Genomic DNA, 18,589 nt, shown 5'->3' with positions numbered 1-18,589 from the left:
TTTCGGCGCCATATCCAAGCGCTAATCCCCTTGAAAATCGGCATTATGAATCAATCTGTCCACCATCAGGGCACAGCCTCATTATTTATAATCATTCTAAATAAGCATTTAACCGGAGTCAATCCTTCACTACCTGCGGTTTCAGCATGACAAAAGTGAAATTCCGTCCCGACTCCACCCCTATGCTCCGCGCGGAGAAATAGCGGTCGGGATGGCAGCGGGTGCAGCAAGCTTTATCGAACGGACGCACGTTAGCCCTGCGCAATCCTGCCTCGCAGAGCACAGTCCAGACATAGCCCGGCAAATCCACATGCGGTCGACGGCCATCCGCATAGCGCACCACACATTCTTCCGGAAAGCGGGCAGCCACCTCCTCCCCCACTTCAAAACAGTCGACGCATATCGACGGCCCGATGAAGGCAAGTGTCCGCGCCATGTCCGCGCCAAGCTCCTTGATGCGCCGGATTCCATTTTGCACTACGCCTCCGACTGCTCCGCGCCATCCGGCATGTATGGCCGCCGCGACACCGGCTTCCGCATCCACAAGTATCACCGGGACGCAATCGGCAGTCGAGACCCCAACCACCACATCTTTTAATATAGTGGCCACACCGTCCACACCCTCGACCGCCTCCGGCTTTACAGGAAGCTCATCGACCACGGCCACATCGACCGAATGTGTCTGTCGCGGGACAATCAAACGATCCGGAGATACGCCAAGCCAATCCGCAAGGAGGCTTCTGCACTTCCGGACGCCGTCCATGTCATCGCCAGTGTAATGACATATATTAAAGGTGCCGTAGGGCGATGGAGCGCCATCAAGAACTCCTCTTGTCGTACAGGCGACGATATATGACGGCTCGTTGGCTATCACTTCAAGCCATTCAGGCAAATTGCAATTGCTTTGCGGGGATACCATAGATACAGTTTTTGCTGTCGGGATTTTGCTATATGTAGCTTTTGTTATACTTTTGCGCCTAATTTTTCAAAACTCACGCAAATATAACTCCAATTCACGGATAAACCGCTCAAAAAGATGAAAGATTTCAAACTTAAGGGCCATCTTGCAATGCTCGGAGCAAACACAACCTGGGGGATGATGGCACCGATAGCAAAAATTGTGCTTACAGCAGGGGTTATCTCACCCATACTCCTCACCAACTTCCGAATCCTCGGCGCAGCCATACTCTTCTGGATCGCGTCGATATTCACGAAACGCGAGCATGTGCCTGCCCGCGATTTGCTGAAGATGGCAGGAGCGGGTATGCTCGGAATCGTATTCAATCAGGGAAGCTACATCTCAGGTATCGGCTTCACTTCGCCGGGCGAAGCATCCATTATCACGACAACAATGCCTATATGGGTGATGCTTCTCGCCGCCGTGATTCTGAAAGAACCTATCACATGGAAGAAAGCCGGAGGCATCACCCTCGGTGCAGCAGGCGCTTTGCTGCTCGTGTTTGGTGGTGCAAAGTCGGCCATGAAGGGCGACAATCCCATGCTCGGCGACCTCCTTGTCCTGACCGCCCAGCTTAGCTACGCCCTGTATCTTACCTTCTACAAAAATTTCATCAAGAAATATTCGGTGTTCACGCTTATGAAATGGATGTTCACCTTCGCAGCGATGGTGGCACTGCCCATATCGATAAATGAATGGCTGTCGACCGACTGGAACGCAATCTCCCGGACGGAAATCGCCGGTGTCGGATATGTGGTGGTGATAGCAACCTTCCTTGCCTACATCCTCACGATGATAGGCCAGAAAAACCTCCGCCCAACGCTGGTGGGCATGTATAACTATGTACAACCTATCGTGGCCTCGCTCATCGGAGTCTATCTCGGCCTTGACCGCTTCACCCCGGTAAAAGTCATGGCTGTCGCACTCATCTTTTCCGGCGTCTACCTTGTCACCATAAGCAAGGCTGCTCCTGTCAAAGAGGAGAACAAGTGATGCACCTATTGAGGGTGACACTTCATATAGACATCCGCAAAAAACAATCAAGGCCACTTCTCACGAGGTGGCCTTGATTAAAAAACGTTGTTTAAACACTTAGCATAATTAACGAATAATCTTCACTTAAAATGCGTGATTATCACAATCCAAAAACTGATTAAAATTTTACACATCGCAAAGGTAGCCCATTTGCAAGCCAGTTGAGGGTACTTTATCGTATATTATAAATGAAATATCAATTTAAAAACAGATATTCCACTAATTATCAATAAATTATTTTCAACAGCCGAAACAATTAATATAAACAGTGATATAATACTGCAAATGGTGTAAATCCTACATTTATATAACATTCCATACCCATAAATCACCTTTTAAAGTTAACAACAGCATCCGCCAAAGAGGCGAACGGAAGAATTTCGCGACAACTATCGAACAGCGGAAAGCGACCGACCAACAAGCGCATTCAACAAGGCCTACATCATAAGTGGAACCGACATGGAACTGCCGGTGGTAAAAATGACCTCAGGAATGGCGAAGAGCAAATATACGCACAAAAAAAGAGCGGTCTTCCTCACGAGGACTGCTCTCAACAGAATCTAACGTAGTTTAAATAGTTCTTCTAAATCTAACGAAAAACAAATCTTTTATACCTATTACATCTAAATCTTACCTATATTCTATAATCTCTATTATCAGAAAATTACTTTGGTCGTTTATTATTATAACGCAAAGATATAGGCTTTTTCATGTCAATGCAATAGGGTATTCTGCCGATATAAGGCATCAAAAAACTTTCTTCACAATAATACTCTCATCTACAATAAATTAAACACAACACATCACACACATAATATAAGTTCAATCCAATTGATTATTTACACTACAACCTCTGACGGCAGCAAAAACAGCCGTCCACGCATCAGTCTATCAAGCCGATTTTCATCACATCGGCATCAAAGGTTTCGCGCGAAATAGCCTTGTTGCGAAGTTTGTTGCGGTAGGTGTAGATTGTGTTCAAAGTCACCCCGAGGAAACGGGCCACACGGGCAGTATCGTCGACGCCAAGGCGAGTGAACGCAAGCACACGGAGCTCAGTCGACAAGACATTCTTTGCCGGAGTGACAATCTGCTTGTCAGGCAGCAGGAGTTTGTTGACATCCTCAATGAAAGTAGGATACAGAGCAAGGAAAGAGTCATCAAAAATATCATCAAACTTACCGCGCTGTTCCTCGATGAACTTACCGCTCTTTATCATGTTGAGCAGATCGTCAATCTGGCCTGCAGTTATCTTCCGCTTGCATATACGGTTGAACTCTTCAAGTCCCTCCATGAAACTCGATGAAAGATTCATAAAGTCAGCGATATATGCCTCCTTCGACATATTTGCCACTGCCAGTTGCTGTTTGATTCTCTCAAGTTCGAGCGCACGACGTTTTTTCCCGCTGTAGAGACGCCACAGCAGCACTATGCCGATGCCAAGACTTATGACGAGTCCTATCAGGAGCAACAAGCGGGTCTGTTCCTGCCCGCGCAATTCATTCGAAACAGGCATGAATGCACTTGAAATCATCATGCTGTTGGTCTTCGCGCCACCTGCAACCGATTGTTCGAGAGCTATCGCAAGATAATTGTGAGCCCTGACGAGATCATTCAGTTCATAGAGCGCCGTACCGAGACGGATAAGGGCTGTGCCCTGACGGTCGCCTGTGCGCACCTCCTGGATGGCAGCTTTTGCAAGATAAGGTATTCCTTCCTCAGGTTTACCGATAATCACATATCGACCACCGATAGCTGTCATGACCATCGAATAGAGAGGATGTTCCTCCGGAATCTCATTGGCTATGTCCATCAGAGTGGCCAGAAACATCACATCGTTGCCCTGGGCGTAGTAAATCATGGCGACATTCAGCTTGGCTGCATACGACTCCGGATCCAGACAAGCCTGATACTTGCGCGCAAATTCCAGACCCGGGCGCATATAGTTATCATACATAGCTGTCCCCTCGAAAATCTCGGCAATGGTATAGTACATGTCACGCGAAGCCCTGTAATACATCTCCTTATTCTCATCATAGATGCCGAAACGCGAAATCGCCATCATATCGCGCACAGCTTCAGGCGTAGAGTTGAGTTTGCGCAACTCAGTGATGCGTGAAATCATACAGCGCTGTGCGCCGACACTGTCATTGTCGGCAATCGCAGCCTCATAGCCAAGTGAAAAAGCGACAATAGCAGAATCAGCATTAAGTGGGCCCAACAACTCTCCAAGAGTCAGATAGTCCTTGGATGAGACAACTGAATCAGCTTTTATGACCTTTTTAACCGAATCGACCTTATGCTGACGCACTGCTATATACTCCCTCCTATGAGTCAATTCCTTATCAAGTAGCTCCAGATAATCGTCAGTAGTCGACGGAGCTGCTGCCGAATGAACAACAGGGGGATAATATAGGAATAATAAGACAAATAAACCGAAGATAAAATTTTTCATCGGAATGTAGAGATGTTACTATTAAGCCGGTCAATTCCCTAAAAAATCAATCGAAAGCAATTAGGAGATGGCCCGGATTGTGTGGGTTACTAATTGTGAAAAAAAGAAGTGAGAACAGAGAAGAATGTGAGGTTCGAGGCAAATTATATACAAATATAGCATTAAAAAACGTCCCGGCCAACGGCAAGGACGAAAATCTTCAAATACTGTCGCCTCATTGGGGACAGTCAATATGTTTTTTCCAATAGGATAATCAGCGGAGACGGTTATATGAATTGAGCAACTTTATGTCGCGCTTGATTGCTGCGAGACCGAGGATTTCAAGAACCACAGCAATCGGCAGAAGGATGTCCCAGACGGAGAAAGTGGCATCGACACCCTCGGCTCCGGCCTGTTTGAAGAGCGTGAAGCAGACCACGGCGATGCAGCAAAGTGTCAGAAGCAGAGAAATTGTCAGGACGCTTTTCTGAAGCGACATATTGCGGTAGAGGAAAATGTCGACTATGAGGAGAATCACTGTAGCAGCGGCCGGAATCAGCAAGCCGTATTCATACATTGTGTAGAGTTTCTCGCCCACTACAGGCTCGGAACCGACATTGACAACCTCACCGTAAGGCACAATCAGGAAAATCGCCATCGCCACCATGGCGAGGAAAATGTAGACAGTCTGGATGCGTTGGATTTGCATAACTTATTAAATTTTAGAATTGATATATCACTTTTTTAAGCACCTGAAACGGCTTATTTTTGCCAAAAGTACTAAAAATTTAACAATTGTCCACACAATTAGTTGGCAATTTGTAGTAAATTTGTGAGAAAATAATCATCATAATCCCCAACGATATATCTATGGAACAGAAACGCCCCCTGATATTGATAACTAACGATGACGGACTCGGCGCGAGAGGCCTCGAACACCTCGTCCGCATAGCCGTAAATTTAGGAGAGGTTGTGGTCGTGGCTCCGGATGCCCCGCAATCAGGAAAATCGTCGGCAATCTCTGTCAATACACCTTTATATATAAACGAACATGAGTCCATCGACGGAGCAAAGGTGTTCACCACAAGCGGAACCCCGGTGGACTGCGTGAAACTTGCCCTTTTCGGAGTGCTCGACCGCAAGCCCGACCTGCTTCTTTCCGGAATCAACCACGGCTCAAACGCTGCCGTCAACAATATATATTCAGGAACTATGGGAGCCACGATGGAAGGATGCACACTCGGCATCCCCTCGATTGGCTATTCATTGCTCAGCCACTCACCGGCTGCGGATTTTGATCCGGTGACCCCGTTCGTGACCGAAATCACATCACGGGTCATCAGCCAGGGCCTCCCCGAAGGAATCTGCCTCAACGTGAACTTCCCTGCCCGTTGTACCCCGAAGGGCGTGAAAGTGGTCCGCGCAGCAAAGAGCCACTGGACGGAAGAATACGCGACATACGCCACACCTCACGGAAAATCATTCTACTGGCTGACCGGAAAGCTCTACAACGAGCAACCCGACGACCCTTCAACCGACGAATACTGGCTCGCTCAACAGTATGCCACAATAGTTCCGATACGTCCCGACCAGACCGCTGCCGACCAAATCACCGCCATCAGCAATCTGATTTCAGATAAATGACGACTCGACAAAACGCATAAAACCAATATGGGTTAAAGGTGCTTGAATGCAACCTTTAACCCATATTCTTATTTAACTAAAACAAATTCAATTCATTTTCCTGCGTGATTTCTTATTTCTGAAAAACGCTTGCGGGATTTAGCGAAATATTCAATCAGTATATTCGGATTCCAGGCAATCAGATTCTCGCGCGCATCGGGATTTCCGTAAAGGCTACGCATCTTCGCGAAATCGCGGTGCGCACCGACGATTGCGGAAGCATTTTTGAAATTAGCGGTCGCCACAAACTTGGCCCATGCCAGCGTGTCGAGCAAACGCCTGTAGAAAAGCTTCGCTCCCCTACCCTTGCGCGGAAGGTTCTTGTAGAGCATCAGCAGATTGTTGCGGAAATTCAGATAGGTCTTCTTTGGATTTGAGGCCGGAAGACTTCCGCCACCCAAATGATAGACATGCGCCGTCGGGATAGCCCACACCTGCCTTCCTGCCAAGCGGATGCGCCAGCAGAGGTCAATCTCCTCCATGTGGGCAAAAAACTCCTTGTCAAGTCCGCCTAATTCCACATATAGACGGGTGTCGACCATCAATGCCGCACCGGAAGCCCATTCGACCTCCATAGGCGTGTCATATTGGCCGGTGTCAGCCTCTACGGTGTCAAATATACGCCCTCGGCAATAGGGATAGCCGTTTCTGTCAAGGAAACCACCCATAGCACCGGCATATTCAAACTCCGATGGATTGGTAAGTGAAAGCAATTTGGGTTGTAGCGCTCCGACTTCGGGATGGGCCTGCATAAACCGGTAAAGTTCAGTCAGCCAGTCATCATCGACCTTGACATCCGAATTGAGCAGCACGGCATATTTGTAGGAATCGGCAAGTTCTCGGATGGCAATATTGTAGCCCTCGGCAAAACCGTGGTTGACATCAAACTCCATCCGTCTGACATCCGGGAACTCCTCACGCAGAACTTCGAGCGATTCATCTGTCGAACCATTGTCTGCCACAATCACATCCGCAATCTCCCGAGGAGTATGCTTCACCACGGAAGGCAGATACTCACGGAGAAAGCGCACACCGTTCCAATTGAGTATGACGACGGCCACCCGGTCGCGGCCAGCCTTGGCAGAGGCGCTCATCCGACCACCTCCCCTTCCGACTCCTCGCCTTCGGGATGCATGGAAGTGATGCGCACGGGGCATATCGTGTTGGACAGCTCCGGCTGCGGGGCAATGTTTATGCGCAGATAATTGTCGGTGAACCCGGCCATCGAACCATCGTGGCGGGGATGCTCGGCAAGAATCGGACGGACAGTCCCGACAAACCGTTCAGTGAACTCGCGGAGTTTCCGCTCGGAAATGGCAAGCATGATGCGCGTGCGGCGATGCTTCTCCTCCTGACTGACTTCATGCTCGATTTCAAGCGCACGTGTGCCGGGGCGTTCGCTGTAGGTGAACACATGCAGACGTGAGATCGGCAGTGAATCCACAAAGGCCCTCGACTCCTCAAAACGCTCGATGGTCTCACCCCTCGCGCCGACAATCAGATCGACACCGATGAAAGCATCGGGCATCACACTGCGCACATATTCGATTTTCTCACGGAATAGAGCCGTGTCGTAGCGGCGACGCATCAGTTTGAGCACATCGTCACTGCCGCTCTGGAGAGGAATATGGAAATGAGGCATGAATCTGCGCGAAGAAGCCACGAAATCAATCAGCTCGTCCGTCAGCAGGTTGGGTTCTATTGAAGATATACGGTAGCGTTCGATACCCTCGACCTTGTCGAGTTCGCGGCAAAGGTCAAGGAAAGTCTCGTCAGTCCCTTTTCCAAAATCTCCGGTGTTGACACCGGTGATGACAATCTCCTTGCCACCCTCGGCAGCAACGTCGCGCGCCTGGGCTACGATTTCGGCAATCGACCCCGAGCGGCTGCGGCCACGGGCAAAGGGGATGGTGCAATATGAACAGAAATAATCGCAGCCGTCCTGAACCTTCAGGAAATAGCGGGTGCGGTCGCCGCGCGAGCACGACGGGGAGAACTTGCGTATCTCCTTGGTCGGAGTGACAAAGGTGGATGCTCCCTCCTCCTCACCCTCGGCAAGCACGCGGTCAAGATAGTCGGCCAATTCAAGCTTGCGGTCCGTACCGGCCACGACAGCGACCCCCGGAAGGGTCTTCACCTCGTCGGGCTTGAGCTGCGCATAGCAGCCGGTGACAATGATGCGCGCGTCGGGGTAGCGCCGGGCAAACGAGCGGACAGCCTGACGGCATTTCTTGTCGGCCACTTCAGTGACGCTGCAACTGTTTATGACAATGTAGTCCGGCGTATCCCCTTCATGGACACGCTGGATGCCGCGCGATGCGAAGATGCGCGCCACCGTGGAGGTCTCGGCAAAATTGAGTTTGCAGCCGAACGTATGAAACAAAGCTGTCCGGCTGCCGAATGTATTCTTATCTATCACTCTTTGAGCAGAATTTAATATATTTTGCCCGCGCCGTCATCATTCAAGATTCTCGGGGAGAATGGGAATCGGGCGCTTGAACACCTCTTTGAAAGAGATGAGGGTCTCGGTGCGTCCGAATCCAAGACGGAGCTTCTTGTGTATCACCTCAAGAAGATGGGCATTGTTGTGTGCGAAAATCTTTGCAAAGACATCGTAGCTACCGGTGGTGAAATGGCAGTCCACAACTTCGGGAATAGCCTTCAGACGTTCGACCACCTCGTCAAACTTAGTGGGGTCATTGAGGATGAAACCGATGTAGGCACAGGTCTCATAGCCCACCGAAGGAGGATCGATGATGGTCTCAAACCCACGGATGACACCCGAGGCCGTCAGTTTCTGGATGCGCTGATGGATTGCCGCACCCGAAACGTTGGTTTCACGCGCTATCTCAAGAAACGGTTTGCGCGCATTGTTTGAGAGCATCTCAAGAATCTTGAAATCAAGTGTATCGAAGTTTTGTCGTGACATCTTTACTGTTGAGGGATTGATAGAAATGTGATCGTTGAATTATCCAAATGTTACTTTTATGGTGCAAAAGTACGCAAAAAATCACAATCTGTGGCCAAATATTAGCATTAAATTACACTTTTTAAACCCTCCGCCCATCTATCTGACTGCCTCTCCGACATTTCACATTAATTAAATGTCACAAACCCCACGGTGTCTTTGCCTATATTGCAAGAATGATGTATCTTTGCAAAGATTTTTCATAACCCTAACCATCATTATTAAAGGTGCAAGTTTGAGATATTCTCACTTATACATAATTATTACAGTGCTGCTCTGCGCCCTCTCGATGGGTGCTTTCCCACGCCAGGCAAATCCCGATTCCATAGCTGCCCCGGTCGACCCGACTCCTCCGGCACACGACTCGGCGAGGCTTGACGCGCGCTTGCAGCGCAGACTGCCCGACACTCTCCGTCCGGCCACTCCGCTTGCGTTAAGTCCGGATTCGCTTGTCAGTATGCCATTGGAGGCTGCCTCTGTCGAGGAAATGCCGGAAACAGCAGTGGCCGACACCGCCGACATGAACACCGCAACTCCCGACAGCATCGTTTCGCCAATCAGCCGTCACAGTTATGTCGCCGACACCATGCGCCGGAACAGGCTTAGCCGCAACCGCATCACAGCTCCCGAGAAGACATCAAAGATTGTCCGCGCGAAAGTCGACCTTGACAATCCGGTGGACTTCTCTGCCCAGGATTCAATGGTGGTTGTCGGCCGCAGCAATGCATACATGTATGGCAGCTCCAAAATCGAATACGGCACTCTCAAGCTCGACGCACAGGAGATACAGATGGATCTCACCAATTCCGATGTCTATGCCGTGGGCGGTGTGGACTCGGTCGGCGACGCTTTCGGCACACCCGTGTTCGAGGACAACGGCTCGACCTACGAAGCCAAGACCATGCGCTACAATTTCAAGACCGAACAAGGCTTCATCACCGACGTTGTGACCCAGCAGGGTGAAGGCTACCTCACAGGCGGACAGACAAAGAAAATCGACGACGAAACTTTCTATATCCAGAACGGCCGTTACACCACCTGCGACAACCACGACGACCCCCACTTCTACATGCAAGTCACAAAAGGTAAAATACGACCCGGAAAAGATGTGATCAGCGGTCCGGCCTACATGGTGCTTGCAGGTCTGCCACTCCCCCTCGCAGTCCCCTTCGGCTACTTCCCCTTCTCCGAAAAATACTCATCCGGTATCATATTCCCGAGCTTCGGCGATGACTACAACCGTGGATACTATCTCAGCAACGGCGGCTACTACTTCGCCATCAGCCCAAACATTGACCTTGCACTCACAGGCGAAATCTACACGCTCGGTTCGTGGGGCCTGCGCGCCCAGTCGGGCTACGTCAAGCGCTATAAGTATTCCGGCAACTTCAACCTCTCGTATCTCCAGACCGTGACCGGCGACAAAGGAATGCCCGACTACGCCAAGTCGACCAACTTCCAGATTGTGTGGAGCCACAGTCAGGATGCGAAAGCAAACCCCAACATGAGCCTGTCGGCAAGCGTCAACTTCACGACCAGCGGCTACACCCGAAACGATCTCAATTCATACTACGGCAGTGATTTCACGCAGAACACCAAGAGTAGTACGGTCAACATGACCTACCGCTTCCCCAACTCCAAGTGGTCCCTGTCAACAACTGCCAACGTCTCGCAGCGTTCGCAGGACTCTACCCTCGCCGTGTCGTTCCCCAACTTCACCCTGACCATGTCGCAGGTCTACCCCTTCAAACGCAAACGCGCAGTCGGGGAAGAGAAATGGTATGAGAAAATCAAGCTCTCATATTCCGGCCAGTTCAACAACTCCCTGACGGCCAAGCAGGATGAATTCTTCAAGAAAAGCCTCATCAAAGACTGGCGAAACGGTATGCGCCACAGCATCCCCATCAGCGCCACCTTCAACATCTTCAAATATCTCAACCTCACACCGTCGGTCAGCATAACGGACCGAATGTACACGAGCAAAGTACGCCGCCAGTGGGATCCGAACGCATCAGCCGAAGTCCTCGACACGACCTACAGCTTCTACAACGTCTGGGACTTCAACGCATCCGTAGCGCTCGACACTAAAATCTACGGTTTCTTCCAGCCTCTCCCTTTCCTTGGCGACAAGGTCAAAATGATACGCCACGTCCTCACCCCGACAATCTCCTTCTCGGGCGCACCCGACTTCGGCTCGTCATTCTTCGGCTACTACGGAAACTATCAGTATCCCGACGCCAACGGAGAGATGCAGACACGCTCATACTCCTACTTCCCAAACTCGCTGTTCGGTGTCCCCGGTCAAGGTAAGACGGGAGCACTCAGCATCTCGCTCGCCAACAACCTTGAGATGAAGGTCAAGTCGGACAACGATTCCATCGGAGAAAAGAAAGTGTCGCTCATCGAGAACCTAACACTCTCGCAGAGCTACAACTTCGCAGCCGACTCAATGCGATGGTCGAACCTCAACACCTCCATCATGCTGCGTCTGGTCAAGAACTTCAACCTCAACCTCTCGGCGACATGGGACGTCTACACCTACGCCCTCAACGCGGCAGGCAACCCGGTCCGCGTCAACAAGCTCCGTCTGACCGAAGGCAAGGGCTGGGGTAAGCTTTCGAGCACCGGCACATCGTTCAGCTACACCTTCAATAACGACACGTTCAAAAAACTTTTCGGCAAAGACAAGGACAAGGACGACAAGAAAGGCGACAAGAAAGGCAAGGACTCCAACAACACATCCATGGACCAGGACTTCGCCGATTCGACGTCGGACTATCAGTCACCCAACAGCCGCAAAAGCAATAAGAAGAACTCGAACATGGAGTTTGACGACGACGGCTATATGGCATGGTCTGTCCCGTGGAACCTGACGTTCAACTACTCCATCAACTACGGCTACGGCGAGTTCGACTACAAGAAACTTGAGTACAAAGGAAAAATCACCCAGAACCTCTCGTTCTCAGGAAATATCCGCCCGACAGCCAACTGGAATTTAGGTTTCTCGGCGAGCTACAATTTCGACACCAAGAAACTCGCCTACATGAACTGCAATATCTCCCGCGAGATGCACTGCTTCACGATGCGCGCAAGTTTCGTCCCCGTCGGTCCATACAAGAGCTACAATTTCCACATCTCCGTGAAATCGTCGCTGCTTTCGGACCTCAAGTACGACAAACGCTCTTCTTTCTCCAACGGAGTCAAGTGGTATTAAACTTTTTTTACATCATAATTGTTAAATAGTGTGACGGTACATTCCAACCGCCACACTATTTTTTTTCGCACCTCCGTCCGCGAGGCAACAACACTTATATTTATTCCGACAATTCAACTATTACTTAATTTAACTACAATTAGTGATGAAAAAATTTATTCTTATCATGTTTGCTGTCCTCGGGATGGCTTTTGGTGCACAGGCTCAGAAAGCACAACTTCAGATCGGTTACGGTGGCTACACACAGATGGATGCGACCGACATGCATGACGGCGGCGCAATCAACAACGCTTGGGGCGCACTCACCGCAGGCGTAAACTTCAAGGTGGCTCCAAGCTTCTACTTCGGTGCAAGCTACACCTTCTCAAGCGCAAGCTACAAGCACTCCGACGATGCCAACGCATATTACCATGTCATCATGCTCAACGGACGCTATGACTATTACCGCAACCGCGTTGTCACACTCTACGGTCATCTCGGTATCGGTGTCGACATCACCCACATGGCAGCAGGCGACTGGTCGAAGAATAAAGCATACTTCGCATTCCAGGCTTCACCCCTCGGAGCGGAAGTCAGCATCACCCGCGTGACAAGCATCTTCGGTGAACTCGGTTTCGGCGCACAGGGTCTCCTCCAGGTCGGTGCCCGCTTCAACCTCTGATGCAGTACTGATTGTCAGCACACAGCCTGACTTTGCAGGATATTGCTGACATTGCAGGATGTTGTAGGGACGCGCTGTAGCGCGTATGCCGAATGAGATTGCAAAATCCTACCGGGAAATCCCAAAAATCCTATCGGAAAATCCCCATAAAATCCTACCGGGAAATCCCCACGACATCCTACACTAAATTTGACAGCAATTATCACCAACGAATTAACTATTCATTTTGGCATACGCGCTACAGCGCGTCCCTACAAAACCTATACGAATACACATAAACTACTATGAGCGATAGAATTTCATACGAGGAGCGCAAGGAACTTCCCGACAGCGTCTACGGACTCCCCGAACGCCGCGAATATCCGATGCCGGATGCCGCACATGTCCGCGCTGCGGAAGCATATTTCCGCTATTGTCCCGAAGACCTGAAGCCTAAACTGGCCAAAGCGATCCTCCAGCGTGCACAGGAATATGGCGTTGATGTCGAAAGCCCGACAGTCCTCGCCTACGCCAACCAATAAACGAGGCCAACCCCTGTGGACATGGATAAGAATTCCATAGAAACAAAGAAAGAGTCAGAAGCACCGGTGCTTCTGACTCTTTCTTTGTTTCTATGGTTCGTATAGTTATCGAACGATAACCTTGCTTACCTTACCGCCCTGACGCTTCACATAAACGCCGGGAGTCATGTTCTCGCCGTTGACACGGATACCCTGAAGGTTGAAATATTCAGCAACTCCATTGCCGTCAGCTTCAATTGAACCGATTGCGGAAGTAGATGATGTGAAGGTGACATTGATAGGAACACCCTGCCACATCACGTCAATCTTCATATTAACTTCACCTGCAGCTGTAATGGTACCGTTAATAGCCACGTCTGCAATAATACCGCCAACAAGGCTCAGATCCTTTACTTCACCGGTATAAGTCGTGATGCCGTTGGCTTCAGTCATTGTCACATCCTCAACCTTGATGTCTCCGAGAGCCAAATCATCACCCAAAGTGAGATCAGGAAGAAGGAAAGTGCACTTGCCATCACCGGTCGGGGTGATAATGATTGTCGAAGGCTGGTTATCGGCAAGCTGCGAACCCATCATCTCGACACTGAGAAAACCGGGATAGTTCTGAGACTGTGCATCATCCGCATAGATGAGCTTAACGTCGTCGACGATGAGGGTATTATCCTTACCGACAACAGAAGCACCTCCGAAATAGTCACCGGCAGCGATAATCACATTGAACATTTCGGGAGTGGCATCAGAATAATATTCAAACTTACCTGAGAACTTGGTCCATTCATCAGTATTCTCTGTAATCTCAGCCTTGAGGACTGCGATAAGTTCAGCATCATCAGTCTTGGTCACATCACCACCAAGAGAACTGCTCATATCCATTCCGAGGACACAACGGTCACGGTCCACCATATCTACAGTTGCAGGAGAGCCAAACATAACAATATTAGCAGGAACAGCGCTCTGGGTCCAATGTCCTTTCCAAAGATAAGCCACAATGGTTGATGTTTCTTCCGGCTTGCTTTCTCCACGACTACGTTTATACATAAATTCCATGCCTGCAGGGCGTTCGGTAAATTGCATACCTCCGAATGTACCACCGTCCATCTTACTAACAAGGACAGATGTAGACCATGTCGTACCCAGCGTCAGATATGCAGGAACAATCTGAGAGCTCATCAATGGATTTGGCGAATTTGTAAGCTTCACAGATGATGCGGAATTATAACCCTCATCTTTCCCTCCGACAGTAGTAGCACCTGTTCCACCGATACCAATCACATTAGATATGCACCAATTTTCAGGAATTGAATCCTTAACCTTAGCATTATTATTACTGGTCCAGGGCACACAATCCACCCATGCGCCCTCAAAATCGGCGTTAGGGAGCTGTTGCTGCGCGAATACATTGAAACACAGCGGACTAATCAGCATAGAGCTGATTAAAGTAGCGTAAAGAGATTTCATAAATAAATGATTATAATAATTGGTTGATAGAAAAATTACTACAGTGTTGGTGCAGAGCTTATGTTCCTGGGCATTGGATTGTTCCGGACATTAAACCGCATTGACATCAGACATTGTTCTTAACGTGAGGTATCTGTCCATAAGGACAGGTCAGATTTTTCGATGCAAAGTTAAGTGATTATTTGGAATCTCACCTAAAATTAGTATAATTTTAATAATTTTGTAGCTAAAAAGCCCAATTTATAGTCAAAAGATAGCATAAAAGTCATAATAAAGCGCATTTTTTCGTAATTTTGTCCCTTGATTTGCGCTCAACAATTTTTATTTGACGCAATGCCAATCAATTCACAGAACAGAAATCAAGTCTTTTTTATGAAAGCAATCAAATGGTTAATGACATTCGCAATGGTTCTCGCGGTGACTTCCTGTATCAAGAAAGAGCCACTGAATGCCGAATGTGACATAGTAGCCGTCACCCTCCCCGGCGACCTTCTTAACCGCACTCCAATTATCGAAAACGACAGAGTGACCCTCATAGTCAAAAACCACGTCAACATCACAGACCTTGCCCCCGAATTCGAGCTTACGCCCGGCGCGACCATCGCCCCCCCGAGCGGAACAAAGCGCGACTTCACCGAACCGCAGACCTACGTTGTCACCTCCGAGGACGGTGAATGGACCAAGGCTTATACCATCGCCGTGCAGCGCAACAACGCCATCAACCTTAAATACGGTTTCGAGGATGTCAAGGTGACCAAAAGCGCTCAAGGTGGCAGCTATGATGTATTTTTCGACGTGAACATCAACGAGACCACCCATCAGCGCGACAGCATGTTCTGGGCAAGCGGCAACTCAGGCTTTGCCATGACCAACGGCAAGGGAGCGCCCGACACCTATCCCACATTCCAGACTGACGAAGGCCATATCGGTAAATGTGCCTGTCTGGTCACCCGCTCCACCGGCACTTGGGGCGCATTGGTCAACAAACCTATTGCCGCAGGCAACCTTTTCATCGGTAAGTTCGACCTCAACAACGCCATCGCCAAGCCTCTTGAAGCCACCCAGTTCGGCACACCTTTCTTCAATGTCCCGCGCTACTTCAGCGGCTATTTCAAATACACCCCAGGAGAGGTCTACCAGCAGTTCAATGCAAGTGCCCCCGGCAAACTTGAAGCCATACCCGGAAAGAATGACGAATGCAACATCTATGCTGTCTACTTCGAGTCGACCGCCGACATGGAATATCTCAACGGTGCCAACGTGCTGTCTGACGACAATCCCAACATCATAGCCGTCGCCCGCATTTCGGAAGAGATGCGCAAGGGTGCGAGTGACTGGACATATTTCCATGTACCATTCGTGTTCCGCGAAGGCGCAACCATCGATGCCGACAAATTTGAGGACGGACGCTACAGCATAGCTGTCGTCATGACGTCAAGCATCGACGGAGACTACTTTTCAGGTGCCATCGGCAGCACCCTTTTTGTGGATGAACTCGAAATCACCTGCCTCTAAGCCACTCACATCACAAAGCCATCACCACCAATGAATATCAGGAACCTCATATCAGCAGCCATTCTCACCCTCGGCAGTCTTTCGGCCGCAGCGCAGAGCGACCGTCCTGGCGACATCGCAAAGTCCATCATCCTCGGACTTGAATATGAAATCAACGCAGGAATCAACATCGGCGGAGCCTCACCCCTCCCGCTTCCGGCTGAAATACGCGAAATCAACTCCTACAGCCCGCACCTCAACCTCTCGATAGGAACCACCGTCACCAAATGGTTTGACGACAATGGCGGAAAGTGGGGCATCGCAAGCGGATTCCGATTCGAGACCAAAGGCATGGAGACTGATGCAACGGTGAAGAACTACGGCATGACCATCATTCAGGACGGAAAGGAGATGACCGGAAAATGGACCGGCCGTGTGCGCACCAAATACCATACGCAGCAGCTCGCCATCCCCATCACCGCTGTCTACCGCATCAACAACCGGTGGAAAGTGAATTTCGGTCCCTATCTCGCCTACGCTTTCAGCAACGAATTTGACGGACATGTCTATGATGGCTATCTGCGCGAGGGAGACCCGACAGGCAACAAGGTCTCGTTTGAAGGGGATGCCCGCGCTACCTACGATTTCGGCGACGAACTGAGAAAATTCCAGTGGGGTGTCCAAGCCGGCGGTTCGTGGAGAGTCTTCAACCGCCTCTCCGTAAACGCTGACCTCACATGGGGTCTGAACGACATCTTCAACAAATCGTTCAAGACAGTAACATTCCACATGTATCCCATCTATCTTAACATGGGATTCAGCTATGTATTCTGATAATCAGTCGATTCTCCCGGCGTATTTTGTCTTTTAACAACTATTAGGCGTTTTTATTAGGCACAGCTACAAATTTTCAATAATTTTGTAAAACCGGTGTCAAACCGACAGCACAGACAGTCATCACTTAAACCCCATTTTCTATGAGCAAAGAGGCCAATCTTGACGACGAGAAACTTGTGGCACGCCTGAGGGACCCCTCGACATGCCGTGAGGCTTTCGGCGAGCTTATAAAACTCTATTCGGAGCCTCTTTACCGCCAGATCCGACGGACAGTGCAGTCTCATGAGGACACCGACGACATCCTTCAGAACACCTTCCTCAAAGCATGGCAGAACATAGAGAATTTCCGTGGCGACGCAAAACTGTCGACATGGCTCTACAAGATTGCCATAAACGAAAGCCTGACCTTTCTCGAAAAAGAGAAAAAACGCCGTGGAATCTCGCTCGACGACGAGGAGTCAAATGCAATCGCCCTCATTCATGCTGACACCAATATAGACGGCGACGAACTGGCCCTCAAATTACGCGAAGCCATCGCCACACTACCTGAAAAACAACGGCTTGTGTTCAATATGAGATATTATGACGACATGAAGTATGAACAGATGTCGGAAATCATGGGCACATCGGTGGGCGCTCTGAAAGCGTCCTATCATCTCGCCGTGAAAAAAATAGAGCAATTTTTCGAAAACAGCTATTAAACTTCCGCCACGCGCGCAAGTCTAATGGATAAACAGCAACCCTCCCGGCACAACCGTCCGGCAGGATTAAGCATTTATAAGTTCCAAGCTTCAAAAAATCGAACCCCAATGAAAGATATACTCACCAAGGTCAACAGAAACGACGGAATGACTGTCCCGGACGGTTATTTCGAAGATTTCGCCAAACGGATGGCCGCTTCACTTCCGCAGCAGGAATGGGAGAAACCGGAGCCTAAGGTGCTTCCGCGCTCAATCTGGCAGCGGATGCGTCCCTACGTCTATCTTGCGGCCATGTTCATGGGTGTATGGTGCATGATGAAGATGTTTGATCTGATGCGCACCGACTCTTACGGCCTTTCAATCGAAAACGACCCTGTCCTGACAGCAGCAATCGAAAACGACCACTTCATCAATGATTACTTCATCAACGAGGGAGATGTCGACGACTATCAGCTCATGGAGGACCTCTACCAGACAGGTTTCGACCCGACCGAATATGACGAGATGCTGAACGAAGACAGTTCCGACACAGCGGCATCCATGCCAGATTCACCGGAATTTCCCCTTTCAGAAATCTGAGTCCAACAACACTCCACCCACACACAACACGACCATCGTACCACCT

At 49.7% G+C, this 18,589-nt stretch carries 16 protein-coding genes; 9 read left to right on the top strand and 7 right to left on the bottom strand.

Annotated features, from left to right (window positions below; genetic code table 11):
* Window positions 1–118 precede the first annotated feature (118 nt).
* Window positions 119–892, bottom strand: a complete 774-nt coding sequence (locus tag QZ310_RS04655; RefSeq protein WP_297070872.1) for a polyphenol oxidase family protein — start codon at window positions 890–892, stop codon at window positions 119–121.
* Window positions 893–1,036: 144 nt separating this feature from the next.
* On the opposite strand from QZ310_RS04655, the gene QZ310_RS04650 reads away from it, so the two are divergent.
* Complete coding sequence (locus QZ310_RS04650) at window positions 1,037–1,951, top strand: DMT family transporter (protein ID WP_297070870.1); 915 nt, start codon at window positions 1,037–1,039, stop codon at window positions 1,949–1,951.
* Between the two features lie 925 nt (window positions 1,952–2,876).
* Here QZ310_RS04650 and QZ310_RS04645 read toward each other — a convergent pair.
* Window positions 2,877–4,304 carry a DUF6377 domain-containing protein gene (locus QZ310_RS04645; protein ID WP_297070868.1) on the bottom strand — a complete coding sequence of 476 codons (1,428 nt, stop codon included), beginning with the start codon at window positions 4,302–4,304 and terminating at the stop codon, window positions 2,877–2,879.
* A gap of 397 nt (window positions 4,305–4,701) precedes the next feature.
* Window positions 4,702–5,136, bottom strand: a complete 435-nt coding sequence (locus tag QZ310_RS04640; RefSeq protein WP_297070866.1) for a DUF4293 domain-containing protein — start codon at window positions 5,134–5,136, stop codon at window positions 4,702–4,704.
* Between the two features lie 161 nt (window positions 5,137–5,297).
* Here QZ310_RS04640 and surE point away from each other — a divergent pair, with 161 nt between their 5' ends.
* Window positions 5,298–6,071, top strand: a complete 774-nt coding sequence (gene surE, locus QZ310_RS04635) for a 5'/3'-nucleotidase SurE (protein WP_297070864.1) — start codon at window positions 5,298–5,300, stop codon at window positions 6,069–6,071.
* A 92-nt stretch (window positions 6,072–6,163) separates the two neighbouring features.
* On the opposite strand, the gene QZ310_RS04630 is transcribed toward surE, so the two are convergent.
* Genes QZ310_RS04630 through QZ310_RS04620 form a run of 3 tightly spaced genes read right to left on the bottom strand, consistent with a single transcriptional unit; the run spans window position 6,164 to window position 9,039 of the window.
* Window positions 6,164–7,204 (bottom strand): glycosyltransferase family 2 protein, encoded by a 1,041-nt coding sequence (locus QZ310_RS04630; RefSeq protein WP_297070862.1) that lies wholly within the window; start codon window positions 7,202–7,204, stop codon window positions 6,164–6,166.
* Entirely contained in the window at window positions 7,201–8,529 is a 1,329-nt protein-coding gene (gene mtaB, locus QZ310_RS04625; protein ID WP_297070860.1) for a tRNA (N(6)-L-threonylcarbamoyladenosine(37)-C(2))-methylthiotransferase MtaB, read from the bottom strand. Before mtaB ends, QZ310_RS04630 begins: the two co-directional genes overlap by 4 nt.
* Window positions 8,530–8,568: 39 nt before the next feature.
* On the bottom strand, window positions 8,569–9,039 hold the full coding sequence (locus tag QZ310_RS04620) for an Lrp/AsnC family transcriptional regulator (RefSeq protein ID WP_297070858.1): 471 nt from the start codon (window positions 9,037–9,039) through the stop codon (window positions 8,569–8,571).
* 307 nt (window positions 9,040–9,346) lie between these two features.
* Here QZ310_RS04620 and QZ310_RS04615 point away from each other — a divergent pair, with 307 nt between their 5' ends.
* From QZ310_RS04615 to QZ310_RS04605, 3 genes are all read left to right on the top strand, one after another.
* A complete protein-coding gene (locus tag QZ310_RS04615) occupies window positions 9,347–12,292 on the top strand; it encodes a putative LPS assembly protein LptD (RefSeq protein ID WP_297070856.1) in 2,946 nt (981 codons plus the stop codon).
* Window positions 12,293–12,437: 145 nt separating this feature from the next.
* Window positions 12,438–12,953 carry an outer membrane beta-barrel protein gene (locus QZ310_RS04610; RefSeq protein WP_297070854.1) on the top strand — a complete coding sequence of 172 codons (516 nt, stop codon included), beginning with the start codon at window positions 12,438–12,440 and terminating at the stop codon, window positions 12,951–12,953.
* A gap of 284 nt (window positions 12,954–13,237) precedes the next feature.
* Window positions 13,238–13,474, top strand: a complete 237-nt coding sequence (locus QZ310_RS04605) for a hypothetical protein (protein WP_297070852.1) — start codon at window positions 13,238–13,240, stop codon at window positions 13,472–13,474.
* A 105-nt stretch (window positions 13,475–13,579) separates the two neighbouring features.
* Here the strand turns inward: QZ310_RS04605 and QZ310_RS04600 are convergent, their stop codons facing one another.
* Window positions 13,580–14,932, bottom strand: a complete 1,353-nt coding sequence (locus tag QZ310_RS04600; RefSeq protein WP_297070850.1) for a calycin-like domain-containing protein — start codon at window positions 14,930–14,932, stop codon at window positions 13,580–13,582.
* 372 nt (window positions 14,933–15,304) lie between these two features.
* Between QZ310_RS04600 and QZ310_RS04595 the strand changes: the two genes are divergently transcribed.
* From QZ310_RS04595 to QZ310_RS04580, 4 genes are all read left to right on the top strand, one after another.
* Window positions 15,305–16,447, top strand: coding sequence for a PCMD domain-containing protein (locus QZ310_RS04595; RefSeq protein WP_297070848.1), 1,143 nt, complete (start codon window positions 15,305–15,307; stop codon window positions 16,445–16,447).
* 30 nt (window positions 16,448–16,477) lie between these two features.
* Entirely contained in the window at window positions 16,478–17,260 is a 783-nt protein-coding gene (locus QZ310_RS04590) for a porin family protein (RefSeq protein ID WP_297070846.1), read from the top strand.
* 143 nt (window positions 17,261–17,403) lie between these two features.
* Window positions 17,404–17,964: an RNA polymerase sigma factor gene (locus QZ310_RS04585; RefSeq protein WP_297070844.1), complete on the top strand. Its 561-nt coding sequence runs from the start codon at window positions 17,404–17,406 to the stop codon at window positions 17,962–17,964.
* A 108-nt stretch (window positions 17,965–18,072) separates the two neighbouring features.
* The gene (locus QZ310_RS04580) at window positions 18,073–18,543 is read left to right on the top strand and encodes a hypothetical protein (protein ID WP_297070842.1); all 471 of its coding nucleotides are present in this window, start codon (window positions 18,073–18,075) and stop codon (window positions 18,541–18,543) included.
* Window positions 18,544–18,589 lie beyond the last annotated feature (46 nt).

The sequence above is a fragment of the uncultured Duncaniella sp. genome (genome assembly GCF_910577345.1).
Lineage (GTDB): Bacteria > Bacteroidota > Bacteroidia > Bacteroidales > Muribaculaceae > Duncaniella.
This window is presented reverse-complemented; position numbering and strand designations above follow the sequence as displayed.